We start from the raw sequence: 24,759 nt of genomic DNA, 5'->3' as shown, positions 1-24,759 counted from the left end.
GTGGGGAGTCGTAGAAAAAAGAGGGTGTTGCAGTGTCTTGGGCGCAGCCCTTTCCGCGGAAGGTGGCGTAGAGAGCGCCAGGCGGGAAATATAGGCAGTGCTGCGCCCGATTGCAAATGTCCGGCTCCCACAGGGGTCAGTCGGGCTTTTTCAGCAGCGTAGTGGGTCCTGTGGTCGAACGAATACGGTCTTTGGGAACTCGGCGTTTCTGAAACTGGATTTCGCCGCCCTCCCTGTGTTTTTCCACCAGATACAACATATCGTCGCTTTCGCCGACGATACAGGCCGTGACCACATCGAGGTTGTTGAGCTGGAGGATTGATGGCGTGCAATCATGAATCACTTCGTAGGCCCTCAGCTTGCCATGTGCCATCGACTGCGCGTACGCCAGCGACCAGATGATCCAGGCGAAAAATGCCAGAAGACTGATCAGCAGTGCGCCGGATATCGGCGTCGTGGCTTTTCTGTAGCTCTTCTCCAGCCTGCGCAGCATCCGATAGCGACGTGTGTGGGGGGCCAATTCCCGGGTGGGTAAAACACGGTCAGGGTTTTCGGTGAAGTACATCAGGCAGGCGAAAACCAGGACCGCTGCGGTGAAGATAAGCAAGGCAGCCAGTTTGACCAGAATGTCGTTTCCGCCGTACACCACGTAGTGATAAGCGTCGTAGCCGAGACGGTTGACGGGTACGCCGAGCGCGTTGTTATACGTTTCCAGATAGGCGTAGCCGTTTGAGTAAAACAGCGCGAACAACAACAGCATGATCGGCAGGCTTTGACGCTTTATCAGTCGCCACAACCACGCTGCGCTCAAGCGGGAAACGGGGGCATCGGATGCTTTCTGTTCGTCCATGAGGGCTCCTTTTTATAGGGGCGCAAGTCTAGCGAGCAGGATGTGCTTTGCCCAGGCCGTCTGCGCGCATCGGGTCATGCACATAAGTTTGAATTTTTTGAATGAAATCCCGGCCAGTGTGCCTCACCATTGCACCATCCAGATTCAGAGGAACACCGCGTTCATGAGCGCACTGATCGAAACCCGCGCCCTCACGCGCATGGACGAGCGCCGCCACGTGGCCTTGCTCCAGCCCACCGATTTCACCTTGAATGCCGCCGATCGCGTGTCGATCACCGGCTCATCCGGCTCCGGCAAAAGCGTGTTTCTGCGCGCACTCGCCCTGCTGGATGCGCCCAGTTCCGGGCAGATCCTGTGGAATGGCCAGCCGATTAACAACGCGCAGATTCCCCACTACCGCTGCCACATCAGCTACTTGTCGCAACGTCCGGCGCTGCTCGACGGCACCGTGGAAGACAACCTGCGTTTCCCCTTCAGCCTCAAGACGTCGCGCAAACGCCACTTTGACCTTACGACGGTGACCACACTGCTGGGCCACGCCGGCAAGAATCCTGACTTTCTGGCCAAGCGCGCCGCCGACCTGTCGGGCGGTGAGTCCCAGGTGGTTTCGTTGATCCGCACTCTGCAACTCAATCCCGAAGTGCTGCTGCTGGACGAGCCCACCGCCGCCCTCGACCCCACCTCATCCCGCGAAGTGGAAGCGCTGATCGACGCCTGGTTTGCCGGGGATCCCTCCCGCGCCTGTATCTGGGTCTCCCACGACCTGGAACAGGCGCGGCGCATGAGCGACATCCATTTGCAGATGAGCGCCGGTGTATTGAGCGCAGTGGCCCAGCCATGAACTATCAAAATCTCACCGCACTGGACATGGGCATCGCCGCCTCGCTGATCCTGATCAACGGCGCGCTTTCCCTGCTGTTGCGCCTGGGCCTGGAGCGCCAGTTGTTGTGGGCGGCGGTGCGCACCGTGGTGCAACTGCTGGCCATCGGTTACCTGCTGGGCTGGGTGTTCGAATTTGCTTATTGGTACGTGGTGCTGCCGTTGATGTGCGCCATGACCTTGATCGCCGGCATCTCGGCGGCGGGGCGCGGGCGGCGCACTTACCGGGGGCAGCGTGTGGACAGCATCCTGTCGGTGTGGGGCAGTTCGTGGCTGGTGACGGCGGTGGGCTTGTTTGCGGTGATTCGCATCCACCCGTGGTACGAGCCGCAGTATGCAATTCCGATCCTCGGCATGATCCTGGGCAACACCCTGACCGGCGTGTCCCTGGGGATCGAACGCATGACCCAGGAGCTGACGTCGGGCCGCAACACCATCGAAATGATCCTGGCCCTCGGCGGCTTGCGCTGGGAGGCGGCGCAGGAAGCCATCCGCCAGGCCGTGCGCGCCGGGATGATCCCGACGTTGAACCAGATGACCGTCGTAGGCATCGTCAGCCTGCCCGGCATGATGACCGGGCAGGTGCTGGCGGGGGAGAGCCCGGTGGATGCGGTGCGGTATCAGATCGTGATCATGTTTCTGATTGCCGCAGCGTCGGCGCTGGGCACGGTGGGGGCGGTGTTGCTCACGTATCGGCGGTTGTTTTCCGTGAGCCATCGGTTCTTGCGGGATAGGCTGGAAGAGCGCTGAATGGGATTGTTTCATCGGGTGAAATGCTGGATTGTAAATCCTGGTGATTCCAACGGCCGGTGCAGCGGCGGAACATGCGGGGCGTTGATACCCCACTTGATTGGAGCCCCTCATGATCAAACTTTACGGTTTCCCGTTGTCCGGCCACAGCCACCGCGTCGAGCTGATGCTGTCGCTGCTCGGCTTGCCCACGGACTATGTGTTGGTGGACCTCAAGCAAGCCGCCCACAAAGCGCCCGAGTTCATTGCTGCCATCAACCCTTTCGGCCAGGTGCCAGCCATCGATGACAACGGTGTGGTACTGGCGGACTCCAATGCGATCCTGGTCTACCTGGCGAACACCTACGGCAAAGGCCAGTGGCTGCCGAGCGACCCGGTGGGCCAGGCCCGTGTGCAGCGTTGGCTCTCGGCCGCCGCCGGGCAACTCCACGCGGGACCCGCGACTGCACGCCTTGCCCTGGTGTTTGGTGCCCAGGTGGACACCACCGCCGCAATCAGCCGGTCCCACGCGTTGCTGAAACTGATGGAAACGCAGCTGGGCCAAAGCCGCTTCCTGGCCAGTGAGCAGCCGACCATTGCCGATGTGGCCTTCTACACCTACATCGCCCATGCGCCAGAAGGCAATGTGTCGCTGGCCGACTACCCTCATGTGCGCGCCTGGCTCGCCAGCATTGAGGGATTGCCGGGGTTCGTGGGCATGCCGCGCACGGCGGTAGGCTTGCAGTCGCAATAACTTTCTAGAGGCGCGCCGATGGACCGATTTCATGAAATGCAGGTGTTCCTGGCGGTGGCCGAGGAGGAGGGCTTCGCCGCCGCCGCGCGTCGCCTGAAAACCTCGCCACCCAGTGTGACGCGGGCCATCGCCGCCATGGAGGAACGCATCGGCACCCAATTGCTGGCGCGTACCACCCGCAGCTTGCACCTCACCGAAGCCGGCCAGCGTTACCTGGAAGATTGCCGGCGCATCCTGGCGGAGCTCGATGAGGCCGAGGAAGCGGCGGCAGGCAGTTATTCCATCCCTTGTGGTCACCTGACCTTGACGGCGCCGGTACTGTTTGGCGAGCTGTATGTGGCGCCGGTACTGGGGGAGTACCTGGACCGGTTCCCCTTGGTGAACATCAACGCCTTACTGGTCGATCGCGTGGTCAACATGACCGACGAAGGTGTGGACGTGGCGGTGCGTATCGGTCACTTGCATGAACCGGGGCAGCAGGCGATCAAGGTCGGCGAAGTGCGCCGGGTGGTCTGCGCATCGCCGGCATACCTCGAACAGCACGGGCGGCCTACGCATCCGTCGCAGTTGCATGAGGCCAAGATCGCCACGTCGTCGTCCAGTTCCTTGGTGAGTGGCTGGGAATTTGTGGACGGCGGCCAACCCTTGACTGTGACCATCGAGCCACGTCTGGTGGTCACGGCGAACAATGCGGCCATCAACCTGGCGCGCTTGGGCTGGGGCATGACGCGGGTGTTGTCCTATCAGGTCGCAGCCGCGGTGGCGGCGGGAGAGTTGGAAATTATCCTCGAAGCCTATGAGTCGGCGCCGTTACCGATCCAGGTGGTGTTCCAGAAGAGCGGCCGGGTGCCGGCCAAGATCAACACCTTTGTCGACTTCCTTACCCATCGCCTGGGCCAGGACGCCGCCCTGAACCCGGCGATGAAACGGCGCAGTTGATGGAGCGTTATCGCGATATGCAGTTGTTCGCCGCGCTGGCCGGGCAGCCGAGCCTGGCGTCGGCGGCGCGTGACGCACAGGTCTCCGGCCCGACCCTGGTACGCGCGATCGCCCGCCTGGAGGCGCGTTTGCGCGTGCCGTTGCTGGCGCGCAGCACGCGTGGCGTGAGCCTTACCGACGCCGGCAGGGCCTACCTGGCGGACTGCGTGCGCCTGCTCGCTGCGGTGGACGCCGCCGAAGCCTCGGCCAAGGGGCTGCATGTGCAGGCCCAGGGCAATCTGCGGGTGTTTTTGCCGTTCCTGTTCAGCCGTTATGTGATGGCGCCGGTCCTGGCCGACTACTTGGACCGCTATCCCGAGGTGAACCTGATCGTCAGCTACCACGACTATTACCCGAACCTGCACGAAGAAGGGCTCGACGTCGCCATCCTCGTCGGTGAACTGCCCGACTCGTCATTGATCGCCCGGCCGCTGGGGCAGGTGCGGCATATTCTCTGCGCCAGCCCCGACTATCTTGCAGCTCACGGCGAGCCCCAACACCCGGACGACCTCAAGCAGCACCGGCTGATCGCCAGCGCCGATCAGGTGCATTGGGATTTCCCGGGCTATCAACTCAAGGCCCGTGCCCGTCTGGGCTGCGCCACGGTACAGGGTGCGATCAATGCGGCGGTGCAGGGCGCGGGGTTGATTCGCTGCCTGAGTTATCCGGTGCACGAACACCTGCTGAGCAGGCAACTGCATCGCGTATTGCCGGATTTTGAACTGCCGCCACTGCCGGTGCAGGTGGTGTACCGCGAAGGTCGCAATGCACCGATGCGCGTGCGCAGCTTTGTCGACCACTGCGTAATGGCGCTGCGCGAACACCCGGCATTTCAGCTGGCGTAATAGTGGATTGCCTGGCGTGTTGATTCTCACGCCGGCTGGCAGGGTGCAGCATCGACACATCCAACCTGAGGTGCTTGCCATGAACCTGATCGAACAATCTCCCTGGCATGCCGGCGAACGGCACATACAAGAGGCGGTGGGCGTGGCCGACCGCATGGCCGTGGTCGGGCCGAAGGTGATCCGCGATCACCTGCCGGAACAGCACCGGGATTTCTATCCCTTGTTGCCTTACCTGATACTGGGTGCGGTGGACGAGCAGGGCATCCCTTGGGCGACGATGATCGAAGGCGCGCCAGGCTTTGCCCACTCGCCGGGCCCGCAGACCCTGCAGATCGACAGCCTGCCGTCCGCGACCGACCCGGCCCGCAACGCTCTGCGTGAGGGGGCAGCTGTCGGCCTGTTGGGCATCGACCTCAACACCCGGCGTCGCAATCGCATGAACGGCCGTGTGGGTGCACTCGATCACGATGGCTTTTCGGTCGACGTGGTACACACCTTCGGCAATTGCCCCAAGTACATCCAACTGCGCCCGGTCGATGGCATTGCCCGTAAACCCGGCACGGCGGTCGAACGCTTCAACGACTTGGACGCTGCCGCCCAAACCCTGATCCGCAACGCCGACACGCTGTTCGTCGCCAGCTACGTCGAGGTGGACGCTCAACGCTCGGTGGACGTTTCTCATAGAGGTGGCAACACGGGTTTTGTGCGGGTCGAAGGCAACGTGCTGACCATCCCCGACTTTGCCGGCAACCTGTTTTTCGCCACCCTGGGCAACCTGCAAGCCAATCCGGTGGCCGGGCTGTTGTTCATCGACTTTGAATCGGGCGATGTGCTGCAAGTGGCCGGGCGTACCACGTTGATCCTCGACGGCCCGGAAGTGGCGCTATTCGAGGGCGCCCAGCGGTTGTGGACGGTGACGGTGGAACACGTGGTGCGCCGCCCGGCGGCGTTGGCGTTGCGGTGGCAGTTCGCGGAGTTTTCGCCGTTCAGTCTGGCGATGGGGAGTTGGTAGGCAGTCCCGGACCATAGTACGCATTCGGGAACAACTGGTTGGTCATCTCGATGATCTTGCTTTGTGCATCGATAAACTTGCCCATTCGAGCGCCACCCGAGGTCGAGTCATACAGCGCCTTGCCCACCTGGCGGCCATTTTCAAACACCTGGATATCGGCATAGCTCATGTACAGCGCCAGGTCCCAGCTCCATTGACCAATGTAGGTCGTCGAAAGCGCGCAACTGGCCGGTGGGGTGCCGGGCCGCAGCTCACGAGTCTGGAACCCTTTGCTGCGCAACTGCGCGGTGTAGGTGGCATTGAACCCGGCACGCAAGCCTTCGGCGGGGATCATGCAGATCTCAGGCGCCTGGGCGCCGCTGAAGGCAACCGGCGTGACGGTTTGCTTGATGCTGCAGCCAGCCAGGGTTAAGGCGGCCAGCAAACAAGCGGGAGCTATTATCAGGCGCATAGCGACGTCCATATCTTCAGTAGTGGCTTGATGATAGCAGTGAAGGTCTGATGGCGAGCGCAGCATTTCAGACGCAAGGGATCATGTGTTGGGAGCTGGCTTGTCGAACCGTCGCACCGTCCCGTTGTGTCGCGAAGCGGCCCCAGCTCTATAGTTGTGTAAGAGCAGTCCGACAAAAGAGAGACTTCGATGCCATTCGTGCCCCATGGTTAACATTCAATTGCGCCACGGCCGGTGGCTACCCGCGCGTTATAGGGCAATACTCCCTCAGGTTTCTGCCCCGAGGTTTGCACCATGAATGTACCGAGCCGCCTTGCGCTCCTGATTGCCGCCGCTGCTGTTCTCAGTGCCTGTGGCGAAGCGTCCAAAATACCGTTTCAAGCCGGAGTCGGGCCTGCGCCGCAACTGCCCGAGCCCAGCACTTCTTTGATCCCTACGCTCAAGGTCTCCAAGGCCGTTGGCTGGTCTGACGGCGTGCAACCCACCGTCCCCCAAGGTTTCACCGTCACGGCCCTGGCCGATAACCTCGATCACCCGCGCTGGGTCTACACCCTGCCCAACGGTGATGTGCTGGTCGCTGAAAGTAATCACCCGCCCATGCCCGAAGGCGCCAACGACGGCGGCACGGGTATGATCGCCTGGGCAAAGCGCACGGCGATGGGTGTGGTAATGGGGCGTGTCGGCGCGGATACACCGAGCGCCAATCGCATCACCTTGCTGCGCGATGCCGATCACGATGGGCATGCCGAAGTACGGACCGAGTTCTTGAGCGGCCTGATGTCGCCGTTCGGCATGGCGCTGGTGGGCAACGACTTGTATATCGCCAATGCCGACGCGGTGGTCAAGGTGCCTTACACCCCAGGCCAGACCCATATCGACGCCACTCCGGTCAAGGTCACCGACCTGCCGGCCGGCATCAACCATCATTGGACCAAAAACCTGCTGGCCAACCCCGAAGGCACCCGGCTGTATGTGACGGTGGGGTCCAACAGCAACGTCGGCGAAAACGGCCTCGACGCTGAAGAGGGGCGTGCCGCGATCTGGGAACTGGACGTGGCCAGCGGCGAGAAACGCCTGTTCGCCAGCGGTTTGCGCAACCCCAACGGCCTGGCGTGGAAACCGGGTTCTACCCAACTGTGGACGGTGGTCAACGAACGCGACGAAATCGGCAGCGACTTGGTGCCCGACTACCTCACATCAGTGCAGGACGGTGCATTCTACGGTTGGCCGTGGAGCTATTACGGCAGCCACGTCGATGTGCGCGTCCAACCGCCACGCCCGGACAAGGTCGCCCAGGCTATCGCGCCGGACTACGCCCTGGGTACGCACGTCGCGCCGCTGGGCCTGACCTTTTCCGATGCGCGCGGCATGCCGGCTGCCTTTGCCGATGGGGTGTTTGTCGGTGAGCACGGCTCCTGGAACCGTAACCCGCAAGCGGGCTACAAGGTGGTATTTATCCCGTTCAAGGAGGGCAAGCCGTCGGGTGCGCCGGTCGACTTCCTCACCGGTTTTCTCAATGCCGAAGGCGAAGCGCAAGGCCGGCCGGTGGGTGTGACCCTGGACGGGCAGGGTGCATTGCTGGTGGCGGATGATGTGGGGAACACGGTGTGGCGGGTGACACAGAGCAAGCCCTGACCCCGATATGTTGCGGGATGTTGAACCGTCAGATTGAGCGATGCTTTTGGGTTAGCCTTGTTTTCCTACCGACAACAAGGAAGCGTCATGCAACGAAAGGTCATCAATCCCACGACGGTATTCAACTCCCTGCAATACGGCTTCAGCCAGGCCCTTGAGGTGCCACAGGGTCGGCGCATCATGCTGTCCGGCCAGGTGGGGGTGGATGCGGACGAGCGCACGGTCGGCCCAGGCATTACCGAGCAGACCGCCGCTGCGCTGGACAATATCGGCAAGGTGCTGGCCGAAGTCGGCGGTGATCTGTCCCATGTGATCATGTTGAGGCTGTATATCGCCGAGTCCGCCCGCGACCAGCAGGAACCCATCGCACAGGCGCTGCGGCAGCGCTTCCGGCACAACCCGCCGCCGTCTTCGTGGATTATCGTCAGCGGGTTGTCGTTGCCGGAGTGGTTGATCGAGATCGAGGCGGAGGCGGTGATTCCTCAGGGTTAAACGCGACAACCCCGCCCGCGTCCGCAAGGGCTTCTCCCCACGCACCGCCCAGCGCCGTGTACAACTTCACCTCGGCCACCAACTGCGCCAGGCGGTCGACGATCAGCGCCTGCTGCGAGTTGAACAGCGTACGTTGCGCATCCAGGAAGGTGAGGTTGCTGTCCACACCGCTGCGGTAGCGGTGTTCGGCCAGGTTGTAATACTGCTGGTTGGCCGCGACGAAATCCCGTTGTGCCTCCAACTGGTCGGTATAGGTCTGCCGGGCCGCGAGGCCATCGGCGACTTCCTGGAAGGCGGTCTGGATGGATTTTTCGTACTGCGCCACCGTGATGTCCTTTTGCAGCTTGGCGTAGTCGAGGCTGGCGCGCAGGCTGCCGGCGTTGAAGATCGGCAGGTTGATCTGCGGCTGGAACGTCCAACTGCCGGAGCCGCCCTTGAACAGCCCCGACAGCTCTGTACTGGTGCTGCCCGCATTGGCGGTGAGGCTCACGGAAGGGAAAAACGCAGCGCGTGCGGCGCCGATATTGGCATTGGCGGCGCGCAGTTGGTACTCGGCCTGGAGGATATCCGGACGGCGTTGCAGCAGGTCCGAAGGCAGGCCGGCCGGTACCCTTGCGACCAAGTCATCCGCCAGTGGGCGCGACGGCAGTTGTTCGTCCACCGGGCCACCCACCAATAGAGCCAGGCTGTTGAGGTCCTGGGCGACCTGGCGCTCATAACGGGCCACGCTGGCGCGGGTGCTTTCGACGCTGGTGCTGGCTTGCACCACATCCAGTGCCGACGCCTTGCCGGCGGTTTTACTGCGGCTGGTGAGGCGCAGGCTGTGCTCGTTGGCCTCCAGGGTTTGTCGGGCCAGGGCCAGCAGTTCCTGGTCGGCGCGCCAGGTCAGGTAGGCATTCGCGACGTTGGCCACCAGGCTCAACTGCGCGCTGCGCCGGGCCTCTTCGGTACCGAGGTAGGTGAGCATCGCCTGTTCGCTGAGACTGCGGATGCGGCCGAACAGATCCAGTTCATAGGCGCTGATGCCCAGGGTCGCGGAATAGCTCGACGTAATGGCAGATTTGCCCGTGCCGGTCACATCCCCCGGCAAACGCCGGCGTTGCCCGGCCCCGGTGGCAGAAACGGCCGGAAACAGGTCCGCACGCTGGATGCGGTACTGCGCTTGGAACGCCTCGACGTTCAGCGCCGCCACCCGCAGGTCGCGGTTGTTGACCAAGGCCTCGCCAATCAACCGTTGCAACGCCGGGTCATGAAACAACTGCCGCCAGTCCGACGTGCCGGATTGCGCCAGCGCGTACACCCCTTCCTGGGGATACTGCGCCGGCACGGGCGCCGCAGGCCGGTGATAATCCGGTATCAACGAGCAGCCGCCAAGCAGCCCTGCCATCGCCAATGCGCTCAATTTATTCATCAGGCGCCAACCATCCATTTGGCCAGGCCATGTCGGCCACTCACGCCCAACTTGGCGGCGGCGCGCTTGAGGTAGGTTTCGATGGAGCTGTTCTTCACGCTGAGTTTTTCCGCCATTTGCGGCACGGTGCCACCGGTCAGCAGGCCCAGGCACACCTCTTGTTCGCGTGCCGACAGGGTGATTTCACCGAGGGACAAGCGCTTGTAGAACTCACGCTGCAATTGGGATTGCTCCAGCAAAGTGTGGGCCGGTTCGGCCTCGGGATGGGGCGCCTGGCGTAGGCTCTGGGCGTGGCATTCGATCAGTGGCAGCAGGGTGTCCGACAGGCACTTGAGAAACGACAACTCGGCCAGGGAAAATCCGCGATGGTTAGGTGGGCGATAAAACGAAATCACGCAGCGCCGGTTGCCCTGGCGCGACACCAGGTTGCACTGGTGTGAGGCGCCACGCGGGAACACGCTCTTGGCCTTGGCCTTCAACTGGATCAACAGCGGGTCCTGCATGCCAAGCATTTCCCGCAGCAACGGGTGGTCGTCCATGGAGTTCAGCACCAGCGGCGGCAGGTCCTGGGTCTGGCCGGCGCTGCCAAGCAGCTTGATATCGAGCACGCGGTCGCGCAGCTCGTCGAGGGTCCATTCGCTGAGGTCCACCAGATGGATCGACACCCACTTGTCCACCAGGTGCAGCATGTGTGCGGCGAAATCCGTTTGGCCACTACTGGCAATTAACTCGCCCATTTCGGCATAGAAATTCGGGCTTTGCGGGTTGGCAATACTGCTGGTCAAACTCATAGCCATCTCATCCTTGAAATCGAAAACCTTCAACAGACTCTCTGGGCCACTGCGGGGGCGATCCGTTGCTCACACACCAGAGTCGGTAGTCGAGATTGTATTTAGCCAGGGGATTCGTCCTACGTATGTAGCTGAAACGAGGGACACAACCTGCCATAAAAACCACGTCATTAATTCGACGTTTCTGAGAGGCAATTCCGGCCGAAATAAATCAGAAGAGACGTTTATATTTATTTAACAAATTGATAAATAAAGAAAAATAATTATTTTTAAAAACTATCGATGAATACTTACAGCGGCCAGGTGTAGCCAATTTCCTACACAGCTTTAATCGTTTCAGCAGTGAACCTTCAGCCAAGCTCAATCTATCCATTTGGATGTCCGGGTTTAGGGTGTCAGACAGCCTCGATCCCTCATGCTCCAATCCGGCCTATTCGTCGTAATGGGCCTCCCTGCGCGGCCAGTGCCTGAACCCCATGAGAAGGATCTTATGAAGCATTCCTCCAGCTTCCCCCTCACCGCCGCCCAACAGGACATCTGGCTCGACCAACTGCGCGTGGGCGATTCGCCGCTGTACAACATCGGCGGCTATGTGGATTTTGCCGGCCCCATCGCGCAAGGCCTGATGCAGCGCGCCATCGAGTTGCTGGTGCTCAAGCACGATGCGTTACGCGCGCAACTGCATACCGACGCCAACGGTTTGCCTCGGCAGACCTTCGCTACCACGGTGCCTGTCGACATGGCCCTGCATGATGTTTCCGGCGAGCCTGATCCAAAGGCTGCAAGCCATGCGCTGATGCAGGCGCAAATGGCCTGGCCATTCACCCTGCAGGGCGCGCCGCTGTTTCGCTTCTTTCTGGTCAAACTCGACGACGACCACTACCGCCTTGGCACCCAGGCCCACCACCTGATCCTCGACGGCTGGGGCTTCGGCCAGATGCTGCAATCCCTGGCCCGGCTGTACACCGACCTGCAACAAGCTCGGCAACCGGAGCTGCTTGCGCCGTCCTACATCGACTTTATTGACGCGGATGAGCGCTATCACGCCTCGGCCCGCTACGCCCGCGACCGTGGGTATTGGCTGGGCAAATACCAGGTGCTGCCGGAACCATTGCTGACGCCGCGGAATAATGCCAAGGCGTCCAGCAATACGCTGGCCCAAGCGTTTCCGGTGGCGCTGCTCAACCGCATGGAACAAGTAGCGAACCGTTACCAGTCCTCGGCATTTCATGTACTGCTGGCGGCGATGTATGTGTATTTCACCCGCACCGCCCAGCGCCCGGAATGGGTGGTGGGGCTGCCGATTCTTAACCGCTCCAATGCGCGTTTTCGTTCCACCGTCGGGCTGTTCACCCAGGTCAGCGCCGTGCGTTTGCAGTTCGATGAGCAGTTGCCGTTCAGCGCTTTAGTCCGTGGGGTTCGCGACCAGCTGAAGCAGGACTTCCGCCACCAACGTTTTCCCCTGAGCGAGATGAACCGTGAGCTGGGCTTGCGCCGCACCGATCGCGGTCAGTTGTTCGACCTGTCGGTGTCCTTCGAACAGGACGATCATGAACTGCGCTACGGCACCACTGAGGCCCGTGCGGTCAAGGTGTCCAACCATCATGAGCCGTTGCCGCTGGCGATCCACCTGCGCAGCAACCGTTACCAGGACACCGCGTGCCTGCATTGCGTCTACAACGAAGCGTACTTCCAGCACGATGAAGTACTCGCCCTGGCGCAGCGCTTTACCTGGCTGCTGGAGCAAGGGTTGGAGGACGTCGCGCTGAAGATCAGTGACTTCTCCCTGGTGACGCCCGCCGAACAGGCCCAGCTGCAACTCTGGAACGCCACCGCCCAGGCCAACGCGCCGGTGCAAACCCTGCACGGCCGCGTCGAAGCCCAGGCCGCACGCACGCCGGACGCCGTGGCGGCGGTGTACCAAGGCCGGCAGTTGAGCTACGCCCAGCTCAACCAGCAGGCCAATGCGCTGGCCCATCAACTGCTGGAGCGTGGTGTACAGCCGGACGACCGCGTGGTGATCCTGGCGCGGCGCGGGTTGGAGACGCTGGTGGGGTTGCTGGCGACCCTGAAATCCGGCGCCTGCTACGTACCCGTAGACCCGGCCCATCCCGCCGAGCGCCTGAGCTATTTGCTGCAAGACAGCGATCCGGTGGTGGTGCTCACCCAGCACGATCTGCTGACGCGTTTGCCTGCGCTGGAGGTGCCAGTGATCCAGCTGGATCGCCCGACCTTCCACCTGGGCACCAACCCCCGCGTGCCGGTCAGCGCCACCAACCTCGCCTATGTGATCTACACCTCAGGCTCCACCGGCCTGCCCAAGGGCGTGATGGTCGAGCATCACACCGTCTCGAACCTGGTGGACTGGCATTGCCAGGCCTTTGACCTGCGCGCCGGCAGCCACACCGCCAGTGTCGCCGGCTTCGGGTTTGACGCGATGGCCTGGGAAATCTGGCCTGCGCTGTGCGTGGGCGCCACCGTGCACCTGCCGCCGGCTCATGACGGCGCCGAAGATATCGACGCGCTGCTCAGTTGGTGGCGAGCGCAGCCGCTGCAAGTAGGCTTCCTGCCGACGCCCGTGGCCGAGTACGCTTTCAGCCAAGGCCTGCAACATCCGACCCTGCGCACCCTGCTGATCGGCGGCGACCGATTGCGGTCTTTTACCCAGGCGCAGTCCTTTGCGGTGATCAACAACTACGGCCCCACCGAAGCCACGGTGGTCGCCACCTCCGGTCCCATGGAAGTGGGCCAGCCGCTGCACATCGGCGCGCCCATCGCCAATGCGACAGTGTATTTGCTGGATGAACAGCAACGCCCGGTGCCCATCGGTGTACCGGGGGAGCTGTACGTCGGCGGCAAAGGTGTCGCACGGGGCTACCTCAACCGCCCCGAGCTCAGTGCCGAACGCTTCCTCGACGACCCGTTTATCGAAGGCCGCATGTACCGCACCGGCGATCTCGCGCGCTGGCTGCCGGAGGGTAACCTTGAATACCTGGGGCGCAACGACGACCAAGTGAAAATCCGTGGCATGCGCATCGAACTGGGCGAAATCGAATCCGCCCTGGCCACTCATCCGCACGTGCAGGAGGCGGTGGTGCAGTCACGCGATGGGCAATTGCTCGCCTGGTTCGTCCCCCGCGAAGCGGTGCAGATCGAAGCCCTGCGCACCCACCTGCAGGCCTCGCTGCCCGATTACATGCTGCCCGCCGCCTACACGCAACTGGACGCGCTGCCCCTGACCGCCAACGGCAAACTCGACCGCAAGGCGTTGCCGGCGCCGACCCAGGATGCCTTTGTCACGCGCGTGTATGAAGCCCCGCACGCCGGGGTGGAATCCCTGTTGGCGCAACTCTGGGCCGAGCTGTTGCACGTGCAGCAGATCGGGCGCCACGACCACTTTTTCGAACTCGGCGGGCATTCGTTGCTGGCCGTGCAATTGGTGCAGCGCATGCGCCAGGTCGGGCTGCGTGCCGATGTGCAGGTGCTGTTCGGCCAGCCGACCCTGGCAGCCTTGGCGGCGGCCAGTGAATACGGCGAGGTGGACGAACCTCACCTGGCCGAACTGGATCCGGCGAGCCTGGCGCGCATTGTCGCGAGCATTCCCGGCGGCGCGGCCAACGTGCAGGACGTCTACCCGCTGGCGCCGCTGCAGGAGGGCTTGCTCTACCACCACATCACCGACGAGCGTGATCCGTACCAGCAACAAGCGTTGTTCAGTTTTGCCCGACGTGAGCAGTTGGACGCGTTTGCCCAGGCCCTGCAACAGGTGATCAATCGCCACGATATCCTGCGCACCAGCCTGGTATGGGATGCCCTGGAGCAGCCGATGCAAGTGGTGTGGCGCGAGGCGCTGTTACGTGTTGAACCGTTGCGCGAGGACTATTTACCGCTGGATTTGCGCCAGGCGCCACTCATGGCCCTGGACTATGCCGAAGAACCGCAGCACCAACGCTGGATCGCTCGTCTGCGCTTCCATCACTTGGTCAACGATGCTACGTCCACCACGATCCTGATGCAGGAACTCCGTGCCCATTTACTCGGCCAGCAGGCACAACTGCCGGTGCCGGTGCCATATCGCAATGTGGTGACGCAAGCCCGTTCGCCGGCACGTCAGGCCGGGCATGAGGCGTTCTTTCGCGAGCAACTGGGTGATATCGACGAGCCGACGCTGGCCTTCGGGCTTCAGGAACGCCAGGCGGACCGGGCGCACACCGGTGAAGCCGAACGCGCACTGTGCGACCGGCTCAATCAGCGCCTGCGTGCCCAGGCGCGCGGGTTGGGCGTGAGCGCGGCCAGCCTGTTCCATCTGGCCTGGGCCCAGGTGCTCAGCCGCGTAGCGGGCCGCGATGACGTGGTGTTCGGCACGGTTTTGCTCGGCCGTTTGCAGGCAGGCGAGGGCGCTGATCGGGCCCTGGGCATGTTCATCAACACCTTGCCGCTGCGAGTGCGCCTGGCCGGGAAAAACGTCGCCGATGCCCTGATCGATACCCACGCTCGGCTCAGCGCCTTGCTCGCCCATGAACAGGCATCGCTGGCGTTGGCCCAGCGTTGCAGCAGTGCATCGCCACTCTTCAACAGCCTGCTCAACTACCGCCACACCGACGCCGATCGTGACCTGATCCTGGTGCCGGGCATCGCCTTGCTCAGCAGTGAAGACATCCTCAGTTACCCGCTGATGCTGACCGTGGACGACATCGCCAGCGGCTTTCGGATCAAGGCCAAGGCCCCGCGCCAGGTCGGCGCCGAGCGCTTGTTGGATTACCTCGAAACCGTGCTGGTCAACCTGGCGGATACGCTGGAGCAGGCACCGCAAACGCCACTGTGTGAAATTCAGGTTCTACCCGCCCGCGAGTTGAACACCTTGCTGGTGGACTTCAACGCCACTGAAACCGCATACCCCGAAACCTTCACCGTGCAGGCGCTGTTCGAAGCCCACGCGCGGCACATTCCCCACGCCGTGGCGGTGCAGGCCGGCGAGCGGCAACTGACCTACCGCGAGCTTAACGAACGCGCCAATCAACTGGCCTTCCACCTGCGCGAACGCGGGGTGCAGCCGGATTCCCGCGTGGCGCTGTGCGTCGAGCGCGGGCTGGATCTGGTGGTGGGTTTGCTGGCGATCCTAAAGGCCGGCGGCGCCTATGTGCCGCTGGACCCTGGCTACCCGCGCGAGCGCCTGGCCTACATGCTCCACGACAGCCAACCGGTTGCACTGCTGGTGCACGCGGCAACCCGCGACTTGCCGGGTGATGTGTCGATCCCGGTGATCGACTTCGACCACTGCGCCTGGAGCCAGGCACCCATCGGCAATCCGTTGGTGCCGGGCTTGAGCGTCGCCAACCTGGCCTACGTGATGTACACCTCGGGCTCCACCGGCACGCCCAAAGGCGTGATGATCGAGCATCGGGGCCTCGGTAACCTGATGCACTGGGGCTCGCAGTTGTGCCCCAACGCCGAGGGCGGGGCCCTGTTGCAACGGGCGCCCTTCAGCTTCGACGGCTCAGTGTGGGAGCTGTTCTGGCCGCTCACCAACGGCATGCGGTTGGTGCTCGCCCGGCCTGATGGTCACCGTGAGCCTGCGTACCTGGCGCAGGTGATTCGCGAGCAGCAGATCAGCGTGATCAAGTTCGTGCCGGCCATGCTCCAGCAGTTTCTTGAACTGGAAGAGTCGGCCCTGTGCACCAGCCTTACTGATGTGCTGTGTGGCGGCGGCGAACTCACCGAAGCCCTGTCCCGTGGCGTGCAGGCGCGCTTGCCCAAGGTGCGCCTGCATAACGTCTACGGACCTACCGAGGCCACGGTAGACAGCAGCGCCTGGACCCTGGAGCCCGACGCGCCGGTGCCTGCGCTGCAACTGCCGATTGGCCGGGCGATCAACAACACGCGTCTGTATGTGCTGGACGAACATGACAGGCCGACGCCCATGGGGGTCAGTGGCCAATTGCATATCGGCGGGGTCGGCGTGGCCCGTGGTTACCTGGGGCTGGAGCAGATGACCGCCGAACGGTTTATCGACAGCCCGTTTGTTGACGGCGACCGGCTGTACCGGACTGGCGACCTGGTGCGTTACCTGCCGGACGGCAACCTTGAGTTCCTTGGGCGTAATGACTTCCAGGTCAAACTGCGCGGCGTGCGCTTGGAGCTGGGGGAAATTGAATCAAGGTTGATGGCGCATCCGGCGTTGCGGGAAGTGGCGGTGTTGATTCGGGATGAGCGTTTGGTCGCCTATTTCACTGTGCGTGGGGAGGCGCCGAGCCTGGAAGCCCTGCGCGCGCATGTGCTGGAGCAGTTGCCGGAGTACATGGTGCCGGCGGCGTTTGTGCAGTTGGATGAATTGCCGCTCAATCCTGCGGGAAAACTTGACCGTAAGGCGTTGCCGGAACCGGGGTTGGAGTCGGTGGTGAGTCGGGCTTATGAAGCGCCGGTGGGGGAAGTTGAGACGTTGATGGCCGGTATTTGGGCTGAGGTGCTGAAGCTTGAGCGGGTGGGGCGGCATGACCATTTCTTTGAGTTGGGGGGGCATTCGTTGTTGGCGGTGAATCTCGTGGCGCGGATGCGCAAGGCGGGGTTGGAGGTGGATGCGCGGACGTTGTTCAGTCATCCGACGTTGGCGCAATTGGCGGCGCAGACGGCGACGCAGGTGGAGCGGGTGGAGGTTCCTCAGGCGGCCATTCCCCAGCTCAACCGGCGTCGCAGGATCTGATGTGTTTTTGTGGGAGCTGGTTTGGTGGTGTACATATCCATTGCTGCGGTAACGGCGGGTATGGGTTCCGCCCTTACGGCGGCTCACTTTTGATAGAGCGCAAAAGTAAGCAAAACGCTCTTGCCCCAACACTCGGCACCTCGCTTAGGCTCGGTGTGCCCTCACTCCGGCTTGAATCCGTGGGCCGCCGCGATGGGCCATCCTTGGCCCAGCGCGGCTAACCCGGCGTCCTGCCGGGTTACCCATGGATTCAAGCCTGCGTTCGGCCAGCGTGTTTGACGGGGCGCCTAAGATCAAAATCAAGATCAAGAGCGACTCGCTTCGCATCGTAGATACGCTTTTCGTTTTCTGTAGGAGCCGGCTTGCCGGCGAAAAACGTGAGAACGCCGCGTTCTGTCTGGTTCCCCGCGTCATCGTTGAAGACCATCGCCGGCAAGCCAGCTCCTACATTTTTTGATCGCGTTCAGGCAGGGGTAGGCGACGGTTTCAAGCATGCGATGGAGCGATCCACCGTCGTCTTGGCAATTTCGAGTAAATGCCACACCGCCAGGATCTTGGCCCGCTCGGGGCTGGGCAGCAGCGCGCCGCAATCCAATGCAGTCGCTGAAGCGCTGTCGAGCAAACTGGCGGTGTAGAGCAGGGCGTCTTCGAAGCTGAGGTCTTCGTTGATGGCGTGGAAACCCTGTGAAGGCAGGTAATGGTCAATGGCGCGGTTGAAGGCGGCGCGGTCTTTGGCGGGGTCACAGGGTGGGTCGGGTAGGGCTTTGTTCATGGTGCAACTCCTATTGAGTAAAGGAGCTACCGCCGACGCTGCTAAACGCGGGTGGCAGCTGTACGCGGGTTAGCAGACCGGTCAATAGGAAAACCAGCGCACCCGAAGGTGCCCCGCGCACAGCCACCATAAACGCAGATGTGAACCGTGTGCCCATTGAAGTCAGGCTGCTAAACCCGATCACTGAAGTTCAGTGACGGAGCGAAGACTAGCCACCGACCCCAACAGGCACAAGGCGGCGAGGATTGTCTAGGAAACGTCCTGCAATTAAAAGCGACACGCCTTGCTGGCCCTTTACAAACCATGACCAAATGCCACCAATCCTACCGCTCACTACTCTACCGCGGCCCGCGTGGGATTGATGGTTGCCCTGCTGAAAGCATTCATCAAACTGCTGACAAGTGCCTTATAACTCAAAAGATTTTGGCTATGCGATTCAGCTATTGGATTGTTCATGAGGTAATGCATTTAATTCGGGACATAACTCATTGTTGTTCGGAATAAATCAGCGCCGCAGAGCGTTGTAATGAGTCACCGTTCCGCCTTAGAGATGAGCCATGAGCAACCCCGTTGCCCCCAAGTTCCTGATTCGCCTGCTTGGCCTGTGCAAAACCTTTGGTGCCCAACGGGCGCTGGATCAGGTCAGCCTGGATATTTATCCGGGCGAAGGCGTGGCGTTGCTCGGCGCCACGGGGGCGGGAAAATCGACCCTGGTAAAGATCCTCAGCGGCACCCTGGCGCCGGACGCCGGTGAGCTGTGGGTCGATGGCCAGCGCCAACGTTTCACCTCACCGTTGTCGGCGCGCCGGGTCGGCATCGTGGCGGTGCACCAACGTCCCGACGATGGGATCGCCCCCGGCCTGAGTGTGGCGGAGAACCTGCTGCTCGATGAACTGGGCCAACCCGATGCCGACTTCTTGCTCAACCGCAAAAACCTGCTGCAACGTGCCGAAGCCATCGCCGCCGGGCTGGGCCTGGACCTGCCGCTGCAACACCCGGTCGAACGCCTCGGCCAGGCGGACCGCCAACTGCTGGTGCTGGCCCGCGCCTTTGCCCAGAAACCCCGATTCCTGATTCTCGACGAACCCACTGCCGCCCTGTCGGAAGCCGACGCCGAAAGCCTGCTTGGCCTGATCGATAGCCAGCGCGCACGGGGCGTGGCGATCCTCTACATTTCCCAGCGCCTGTCCGACCTGCAACGGGTCACCAACCGCGCGATCGTGTTGCAGGAAGGAAGGCTGACCAGCGACCTCAACACCCGGCACTTGCCAAGTGCCGCGTATACCCTGTTCGGTGATGTGGCCGAGCAGCCGGCAGTGATACCGGACAAAACCCTGCCGGTGCCGTTCCTGGAGCGGTTTACCCGTGCTGGGTTTATCCGCAATCGGGCGGAGGGGCGGGCGGTGCAGGAGCAGGTGGCGGGGTTGAGCAGCAGCGTTGCGCCCATCGACGTCCCGACCCCAGGGAAAAACAAACACCCCTGATGCTCAGTGGACCGTGGGAATGAACGCCACGCTCCCATTCTCCCGCCTGTGGAAAAGGCGCTCGCCATTATCCAGCTGGGTGCTAATGACCCGATGATCCTTACCCAGATAAGCCAGTGGCGCGGGATCGTCCTTGGTGTACTGCGCGACAATGATCGTGCGTTGCGGATTGAAGGCCTTGCCGCTGGTTTTTTCCAGCCAGGCCAGGAATGCCGCGCTATCGCCCTGGCGCGGGAAGTCCTGGGTCTCGGCCACGTAGTAGAACGGCTTGCCGCCGTTTTGCAGGTACATCGGCACTTTGTTGTCCGCTTCCACCAACACGAGTTGCCATTGCTCCCACGGCGCGCTTTGCGTCGCTTCGGTTCGCACGTCCTCGGCAAAGCGCGTCACGCCGCCATTGCCGTTGCTCCAGGGGTAGACCACGCCGAGTATCAACAGCATCAGCGTGGCGGCAATGGCGAACCCCTTGAACCAACGCGGTGTGCTGTCAGGCCTGGCCAGCAGGCGTTCGCTGACCCACCAGGCGCCGAGCAATTGGGCGAAGGGCACCAGTGGCAGTACGTAGTAGCTGCGGCGGCTGCCGCTGGCGGTAAAGAACACGAACAACAGACCGAGGCCCCACACCAGCCAGCGCACATTAGGTGGGGTCTGGCGCCAGTGCCGCAGCGCCAGCCACAAACCGAGCAGCCAGCAGGGCACCCAGGGCAGGGTGTAGGCGGGTAGGTAGATCAGGTAGGTGTAGATCGGGCCCATGTGGTCGAAGGGATCGAAGAACCGCACCACGTTTTCGCGAAACACCAGCGCCAGGCCGCTTTCGCCATAGGTGGGCGCGCCGTAGACATGGGACAGCACGAAGGGCACGGCATACACCGCTGCAGCGATCAGCAAGGCACACACCAGGCGCAGGTTGAGGTGGCGTTTGTAGCGATGTTCAGCCAGCAGGTGCGGTAGCAGCACCAGGCCGGGCAGCACAAAACCGATCAGCCCTTTGAACAGCGATGTCACGGCCAGCAGCAGGAAGAACACGGTATAGCGACCGAGCCGCGTGTCCTCCGGCCCGCGCCAGTACCACCAGACCGCCGCCAGCACGCCACACACCGTCAGCACGTCCGCCGTGGCCACGCGCGCCCAGAACAGGAAGTAGAAGGTGGTGGCGAGCATCCAGCCGGCAATCAGCCCGGTGCCCTTGCGTAGTAGCTGTTCGCCGATCAGGTAGACCAGCCACACGCTCAGCCAGGCGCCGATCACGGACGGCAAGCGCAGTGACCAGGGACCGAGGCCACCCAGCATGTGGGCACTGGCAGTGATCAGCCAGTAGGAGGGCAGGGGTTTGTCGTAATAGGGCGCGCCCTTGAGGTAGGGATCGAAATAGTCACCGCTCTGCAGCATCTGCAAGGTGATGTTCGCCCATCGGGTCTCCGGGCCCCACAGGTCGCGCGCGCCCAAACCGGCCAGCAGAAGCAGGGCGGTGACGCCCAGCAACAGCAGCAGGGCGCCGCGTTCGGTCTTCCAGAAAGCTGACATCAAGGCGATTGCGGGTAGATGATCAGTTCGAGGGAGCCTTTGTAGTAGCGTTTGCCACCCGGTGGCAGTTGCCCGGCTTCGCGCATTTCACTGGTGCTGTTGACGCGCAGAAGCACGCCGACCGAGCCCTGTTGGCGCTTTTCCTTGAGCCAGGTCTGCACGTCGTCCAACCCCACTTTGCGATGCACTGACCCTGCGTACTGCAAGCCGTAACGCAGCTCGCCCTCGGTGTCATACAACGCGACTTCCGGGCGTTTCAGGCGCCAGGCCAAGGCACTGGCATTCCCCAGTTCATTGCTCAGCAGGGCTTGGGTCTGTTGCAGTTCTTCCAAGTGTTCGAGCACAAACTGGTCGGGCATTTCGTTGTCCGCGATCCACTCCGGCATGCTTGCCGGCAGCAGGATCACCAGCAAGCCGATGCCCAGGGCCGGCATCGCCCACAGCGTCAGCGGGCGGAAGGCTTGTAGCAGGTTGGTGAGGATCCACCCCAGCAACACGATAAACGCCAGGGACAGGCTGAACATTTCCGCATGGCTGTTGCTGTACAGCGGTCGAGCGATTTGCAGGTAGATCAGCACGATCATGGCCGCCATGCCGATCACGAAGTTGAGCAGGCCATTGAGGCAGATCGTGCGGGCTTTATGCTGGTTGATCAGGCCGACCAGCGTATGCCCCATCAACAAGGCCAGGGGCAGCAGGCACGGCATGATGTAGGTCGGCAGCTTGCCGTTGCTCAGGCTGAAGAAACCCAGCGGCAACAACAGCCACAGGGCCAGGAAAGCGATCGCCGGCTGGCGCTTTTCCTGCCAGGTCTTGCACAGGGTGTTCGGCAGCAGCCCAGCCCAGGGCAGGCAAGCCACCGCGATGATCGGCAGGAAGAACCACCACGGCCGCACGTGCTGTGCGTTGTCGGCGCTGAAGCGGCGGATGTGTTCATTCCAGAAAAAGAACCGCCAGAAGTCCGGTTCCTGCAGATGGATCGCCAACGCCCAAGGCAGGCACACCAGCAAACACACCAGCATGGCCAGCGGGCCATAGCGCAGCAGTTCGCCCAGGCGGCGTTGCCAGAGCATGTAAGGCACGGCGATCAACACCGGCAGAACCAAGGCCAGGAACCCCTTGGTCAGGAAACCCAGGGCGCAGGCCAGGCCCACGACGGCCCAGGCCCACAGACGACCGCGCACTGTGTGGCTGTCGAGGGCAAACCACAGGGCTACCAGGCTCAGGTTGACCCACAGGGTGAATTGCGGATCCAGGTTGGAATAGCCCGCTTGACCGGCCACTAGGCCGAAGCTCAGGTAGAGCAGGGCGCAGGCGAAGCTTTTGCGCGGGTCATTCCACAGGCGGCGGGCGATCAAGTAGGCCAGCAGCACGCTCAAGCCGGAAGTAAGGGCCGAGGCGATGCGCACACCGAACAGGTTCTGGCCGAACACCGACTGGCCCAAGGCGATCAACCAATAGCCGCCAGCGGGTTTTTCGAAATAGCGGATGCCCATGAAATGCGGCGCTACCCAGTTGCCGCTCTGGAGCATTTCCTGGCTGATCTGGGCGTAGCGGGTTTCGTCCGGGATCCATAAGCCGTGCAGGCCCAGGGGCAACAGGTAAAACGCGACAAAGGCCAGTAATAAGACTGGCAGGGGTTTTAAATGAGTCATGCAAACGTCGCTCCCTGACGTTTAGTTGTGGGGATTTCAAGTAATGAAGTAATAGAAGAGCAAATCACAATGTTCACTGAATGACGGAAAATATTCATGACGTCCTTAGTTAAAGGGCGCAACTAAACATGCCAGAACAGGGCTGTCTTTTTGCTGAACAACCGGACAGGAATATTTCTAGAGTTGTTTCAATGCGGCGGGCCAGTCCGGGCCATTGACGATGCCCAGGATCTTCAACTTACCGTTGGGTAATGTCTGCACAAACAACGCGCTGCCGTATTCGGGGAACGCAGCATGGGGGAAACCCTGGGCTTTTTCGAAGTCGGCGATGCAGCCACTGTGGGTGACGAACACCAGGTTGCGTCCAGGGGCCTTATGACTGAGCAATTCTTCGCCCATGGCCGTGCCGCAGACGGCCTGCTGGCCGGAGGTCAACTCGTTTTTGCCGAACATGAAACGCAGGGTCTGCGCAGTGCGAATCGTGGGGCTGGCAAGTACGTCGCTTGTGCCCATGCCCAATGATTTAAAGGCGTTTCCGAGCTCTTCGGCCTGTTGGCTGCCATGAATCGTGAGGCCTTCCACGGGGCCCAGGCAAGGGTTGGTCGAGCGGTCGCAACGCTCTTCATGACGCACCAGCACGATCAGGTCGCCGTCACGCCAGAGGGGCAGCACGTGGGAGGTCAACAGGCGATTGCCGATACCGAGGTCCTTTGGCGATGCGTGCCAAAGCAGGCTGGCGGCAAGCAGCAAACCCACCACGAACAAGCCCAGCCACAGCCGTCGCAGGCGCCTGATAAAGGCCCATCGCGAGCGCGGTTTGGTCAGGGTAAGGTCAACCACTTTATTCACCATGGTAGTGTTGGCAATGTTCTATTAATTAGGCGCAACGTGTGGGCGAATGCCGGTAATGGAACAAGAGGCTGTCACACGGCGGCTGTCTTTTCGCTGAACATTTTGCATGTAAAAAGTTGTGAAGCTTGACAACTAACAAGTTGCCAACAAGTGACGCTTGGCCGGTAATTTAAAGAGGGGTGGGTGGGCAGTCGGTGAAATCGATGTGAAAAATTTGCATGACCGGGATCGGCAGCCGTTATTCTCGATTGCCCCCCCCTCAAACGAGTGTCGTCATGCTGCAGGTGCAAGGTGTGTTCAAAAGCTATGCCACCCCCCAGGGACCGTTGGCGGTGTTGGCCGGTGTGGATCTGCACCTGGCCGAGCGCAGCAGCCTGGCGTTGATGGGTGAGTCGGGCAGTGGCAAGAGCACCTTGCTGCACCTGGTGGCCGGGTTGGATCGGGTGGAGGGGGGCAGCATCCAGGTCGGCGAGCGGCGTCTCGATCAACTCAGCGAAGCGCAGCTGGCCCACTGGCGGCGCACGGAGATCGGGCTGGTGTTCCAGCAGTTCAACCTGATCAGCAGCCTGCGGGTCGAGGACAACCTTGCGTTCCAGGCGCGGTTGGCAGGACGGTTTGACCCGCACTGGCAGGCACAGTTGGTGGAGCGTCTGGGCCTGGGCGATCTGCTCAAGCGTTATCCGGAACAGCTTTCCGGCGGCCAGCAGCAACGGGTCGCGGTGGGGCGCGCATTGGCGTCACGGCCGGGCCTGCTATTGGCCGACGAACCCACCGGCAACCTGGACGAAGCGACCAGCGACGAGGTGTTGCAACTGCTGCTGGACTTGCTGCGTGACAGCCCCACCAGCTTGTTGATGGTCACCCATAGCCCGCGTATCGCCGCATGCCTGGACCGGCAGGTGGTACTGCAGCGTGGTCGTGTCGTGCCGGCGAGCGCTGTTTGAA

General features: G+C 62.1%; 19 protein-coding genes. 11 read left to right on the top strand and 8 right to left on the bottom strand.

Annotation, left to right across the window (positions count from 1 at the left end; translation table 11 throughout):
• Positions 1-136: 136 nt before the first annotated feature.
• Entirely contained in the window at positions 137-850 is a 714-nt protein-coding gene (locus tag RB216_RS18970; protein WP_308907738.1) for a hypothetical protein, read from the bottom strand.
• A 163-nt stretch (positions 851-1,013) separates the two neighbouring features.
• Here RB216_RS18970 and RB216_RS18965 point away from each other — a divergent pair, with 163 nt between their 5' ends.
• The 6 genes from RB216_RS18965 to RB216_RS18940 all read left to right on the top strand — a co-directional run bounded on the left by RB216_RS18965 (position 1,014) and on the right by RB216_RS18940 (position 6,047).
• Positions 1,014-1,691, top strand: coding sequence for an ABC transporter ATP-binding protein (locus tag RB216_RS18965; protein WP_122684059.1), 678 nt, complete (start codon positions 1,014-1,016; stop codon positions 1,689-1,691).
• Positions 1,688-2,479 (top strand): ABC transporter permease, encoded by a 792-nt coding sequence (locus tag RB216_RS18960; RefSeq protein WP_308907737.1) that lies wholly within the window; start codon positions 1,688-1,690, stop codon positions 2,477-2,479. The genes RB216_RS18965 and RB216_RS18960 overlap by 4 nt, the downstream gene beginning before the upstream one ends.
• A gap of 112 nt (positions 2,480-2,591) precedes the next feature.
• Positions 2,592-3,212 (top strand): glutathione S-transferase family protein, encoded by a 621-nt coding sequence (locus tag RB216_RS18955; RefSeq protein ID WP_028617052.1) that lies wholly within the window; start codon positions 2,592-2,594, stop codon positions 3,210-3,212.
• An 18-nt stretch (positions 3,213-3,230) separates the two neighbouring features.
• On the top strand, positions 3,231-4,151 hold the full coding sequence (locus RB216_RS18950; RefSeq protein ID WP_308907736.1) for a LysR family transcriptional regulator: 921 nt from the start codon (positions 3,231-3,233) through the stop codon (positions 4,149-4,151).
• Positions 4,151-5,035 carry a LysR family transcriptional regulator gene (locus RB216_RS18945; RefSeq protein ID WP_068937183.1) on the top strand — a complete coding sequence of 295 codons (885 nt, stop codon included), beginning with the start codon at positions 4,151-4,153 and terminating at the stop codon, positions 5,033-5,035. The genes RB216_RS18950 and RB216_RS18945 overlap by 1 nt, the downstream gene beginning before the upstream one ends.
• Positions 5,036-5,114: 79 nt before the next feature.
• Positions 5,115-6,047 carry a pyridoxamine 5'-phosphate oxidase family protein gene (locus RB216_RS18940; protein WP_308907735.1) on the top strand — a complete coding sequence of 311 codons (933 nt, stop codon included), beginning with the start codon at positions 5,115-5,117 and terminating at the stop codon, positions 6,045-6,047.
• Here RB216_RS18940 and RB216_RS18935 read toward each other — a convergent pair.
• Positions 6,022-6,498, bottom strand: a complete 477-nt coding sequence (locus RB216_RS18935; protein ID WP_308907734.1) for an Sbal_3080 family lipoprotein — start codon at positions 6,496-6,498, stop codon at positions 6,022-6,024. The two genes, RB216_RS18940 and RB216_RS18935, sit on opposite strands and share 26 nt — an antisense overlap.
• 294 nt (positions 6,499-6,792) lie before the next feature.
• Here RB216_RS18935 and RB216_RS18930 point away from each other — a divergent pair, with 294 nt between their 5' ends.
• Both RB216_RS18930 and RB216_RS18925 read left to right on the top strand, forming a co-directional pair.
• Positions 6,793-8,133: a PQQ-dependent sugar dehydrogenase gene (locus tag RB216_RS18930; protein ID WP_308907733.1), complete on the top strand. Its 1,341-nt coding sequence runs from the start codon at positions 6,793-6,795 to the stop codon at positions 8,131-8,133.
• 87 nt (positions 8,134-8,220) lie between these two features.
• Positions 8,221-8,625 (top strand): RidA family protein, encoded by a 405-nt coding sequence (locus RB216_RS18925; RefSeq protein WP_308907732.1) that lies wholly within the window; start codon positions 8,221-8,223, stop codon positions 8,623-8,625.
• Here RB216_RS18925 and adeC read toward each other — a convergent pair.
• Together adeC and RB216_RS18915 are read right to left on the bottom strand one after the other, a co-directional pair.
• Positions 8,558-10,036: an AdeC/AdeK/OprM family multidrug efflux complex outer membrane factor gene (gene adeC, locus RB216_RS18920; RefSeq protein WP_308907731.1), complete on the bottom strand. Its 1,479-nt coding sequence runs from the start codon at positions 10,034-10,036 to the stop codon at positions 8,558-8,560. The genes RB216_RS18925 and adeC overlap by 68 nt on opposite strands.
• Positions 10,036-10,827: a helix-turn-helix transcriptional regulator gene (locus RB216_RS18915; protein ID WP_068937186.1), complete on the bottom strand. Its 792-nt coding sequence runs from the start codon at positions 10,825-10,827 to the stop codon at positions 10,036-10,038. Before RB216_RS18915 ends, adeC begins: the two co-directional genes overlap by 1 nt.
• Positions 10,828-11,317: 490 nt before the next feature.
• Between RB216_RS18915 and RB216_RS18910 the strand changes: the two genes are divergently transcribed.
• A complete protein-coding gene (locus RB216_RS18910; protein ID WP_308907730.1) occupies positions 11,318-17,527 on the top strand; it encodes a non-ribosomal peptide synthetase in 6,210 nt (2,069 codons plus the stop codon).
• A gap of 463 nt (positions 17,528-17,990) precedes the next feature.
• Here the strand turns inward: RB216_RS18910 and RB216_RS18905 are convergent, their stop codons facing one another.
• Positions 17,991-18,299, bottom strand: a complete 309-nt coding sequence (locus RB216_RS18905; RefSeq protein WP_028617021.1) for a DUF6124 family protein — start codon at positions 18,297-18,299, stop codon at positions 17,991-17,993.
• 557 nt (positions 18,300-18,856) lie between these two features.
• Here RB216_RS18905 and RB216_RS18900 point away from each other — a divergent pair.
• Positions 18,857-19,783 carry an ATP-binding cassette domain-containing protein gene (locus RB216_RS18900; protein ID WP_236318141.1) on the top strand — a complete coding sequence of 309 codons (927 nt, stop codon included), beginning with the start codon at positions 18,857-18,859 and terminating at the stop codon, positions 19,781-19,783.
• Between the two features lie 3 nt (positions 19,784-19,786).
• On the opposite strand, the gene RB216_RS18895 is transcribed toward RB216_RS18900, so the two are convergent.
• From RB216_RS18895 to pmrG, 3 genes are all read right to left on the bottom strand, one after another.
• Positions 19,787-21,307: an ArnT family glycosyltransferase gene (locus RB216_RS18895; protein ID WP_308907729.1), complete on the bottom strand. Its 1,521-nt coding sequence runs from the start codon at positions 21,305-21,307 to the stop codon at positions 19,787-19,789.
• On the bottom strand, positions 21,307-22,962 hold the full coding sequence (arnT, locus tag RB216_RS18890; protein WP_308907728.1) for a lipid IV(A) 4-amino-4-deoxy-L-arabinosyltransferase: 1,656 nt from the start codon (positions 22,960-22,962) through the stop codon (positions 21,307-21,309). The genes RB216_RS18895 and arnT overlap by 1 nt, the downstream gene beginning before the upstream one ends.
• Before the next feature lie 177 nt (positions 22,963-23,139).
• Positions 23,140-23,814, bottom strand: coding sequence for a lipopolysaccharide core heptose(II)-phosphate phosphatase PmrG (gene pmrG, locus RB216_RS18885; protein WP_028617017.1), 675 nt, complete (start codon positions 23,812-23,814; stop codon positions 23,140-23,142).
• Between the two features lie 275 nt (positions 23,815-24,089).
• On the opposite strand from pmrG, the gene RB216_RS18880 reads away from it, so the two are divergent.
• Positions 24,090-24,758 (top strand): ABC transporter ATP-binding protein, encoded by a 669-nt coding sequence (locus tag RB216_RS18880; RefSeq protein ID WP_028617016.1) that lies wholly within the window; start codon positions 24,090-24,092, stop codon positions 24,756-24,758.
• Position 24,759: the final 1 nt, after the last annotated feature.

It is taken from the genome of Pseudomonas canadensis, from assembly GCF_030980095.1.
GTDB lineage: Bacteria > Pseudomonadota > Gammaproteobacteria > Pseudomonadales > Pseudomonadaceae > Aquipseudomonas > Aquipseudomonas canadensis.
The sequence above is the reverse complement of the archived record's forward strand: the minus strand, read 5'-3'. Positions and strand labels throughout refer to the sequence as shown.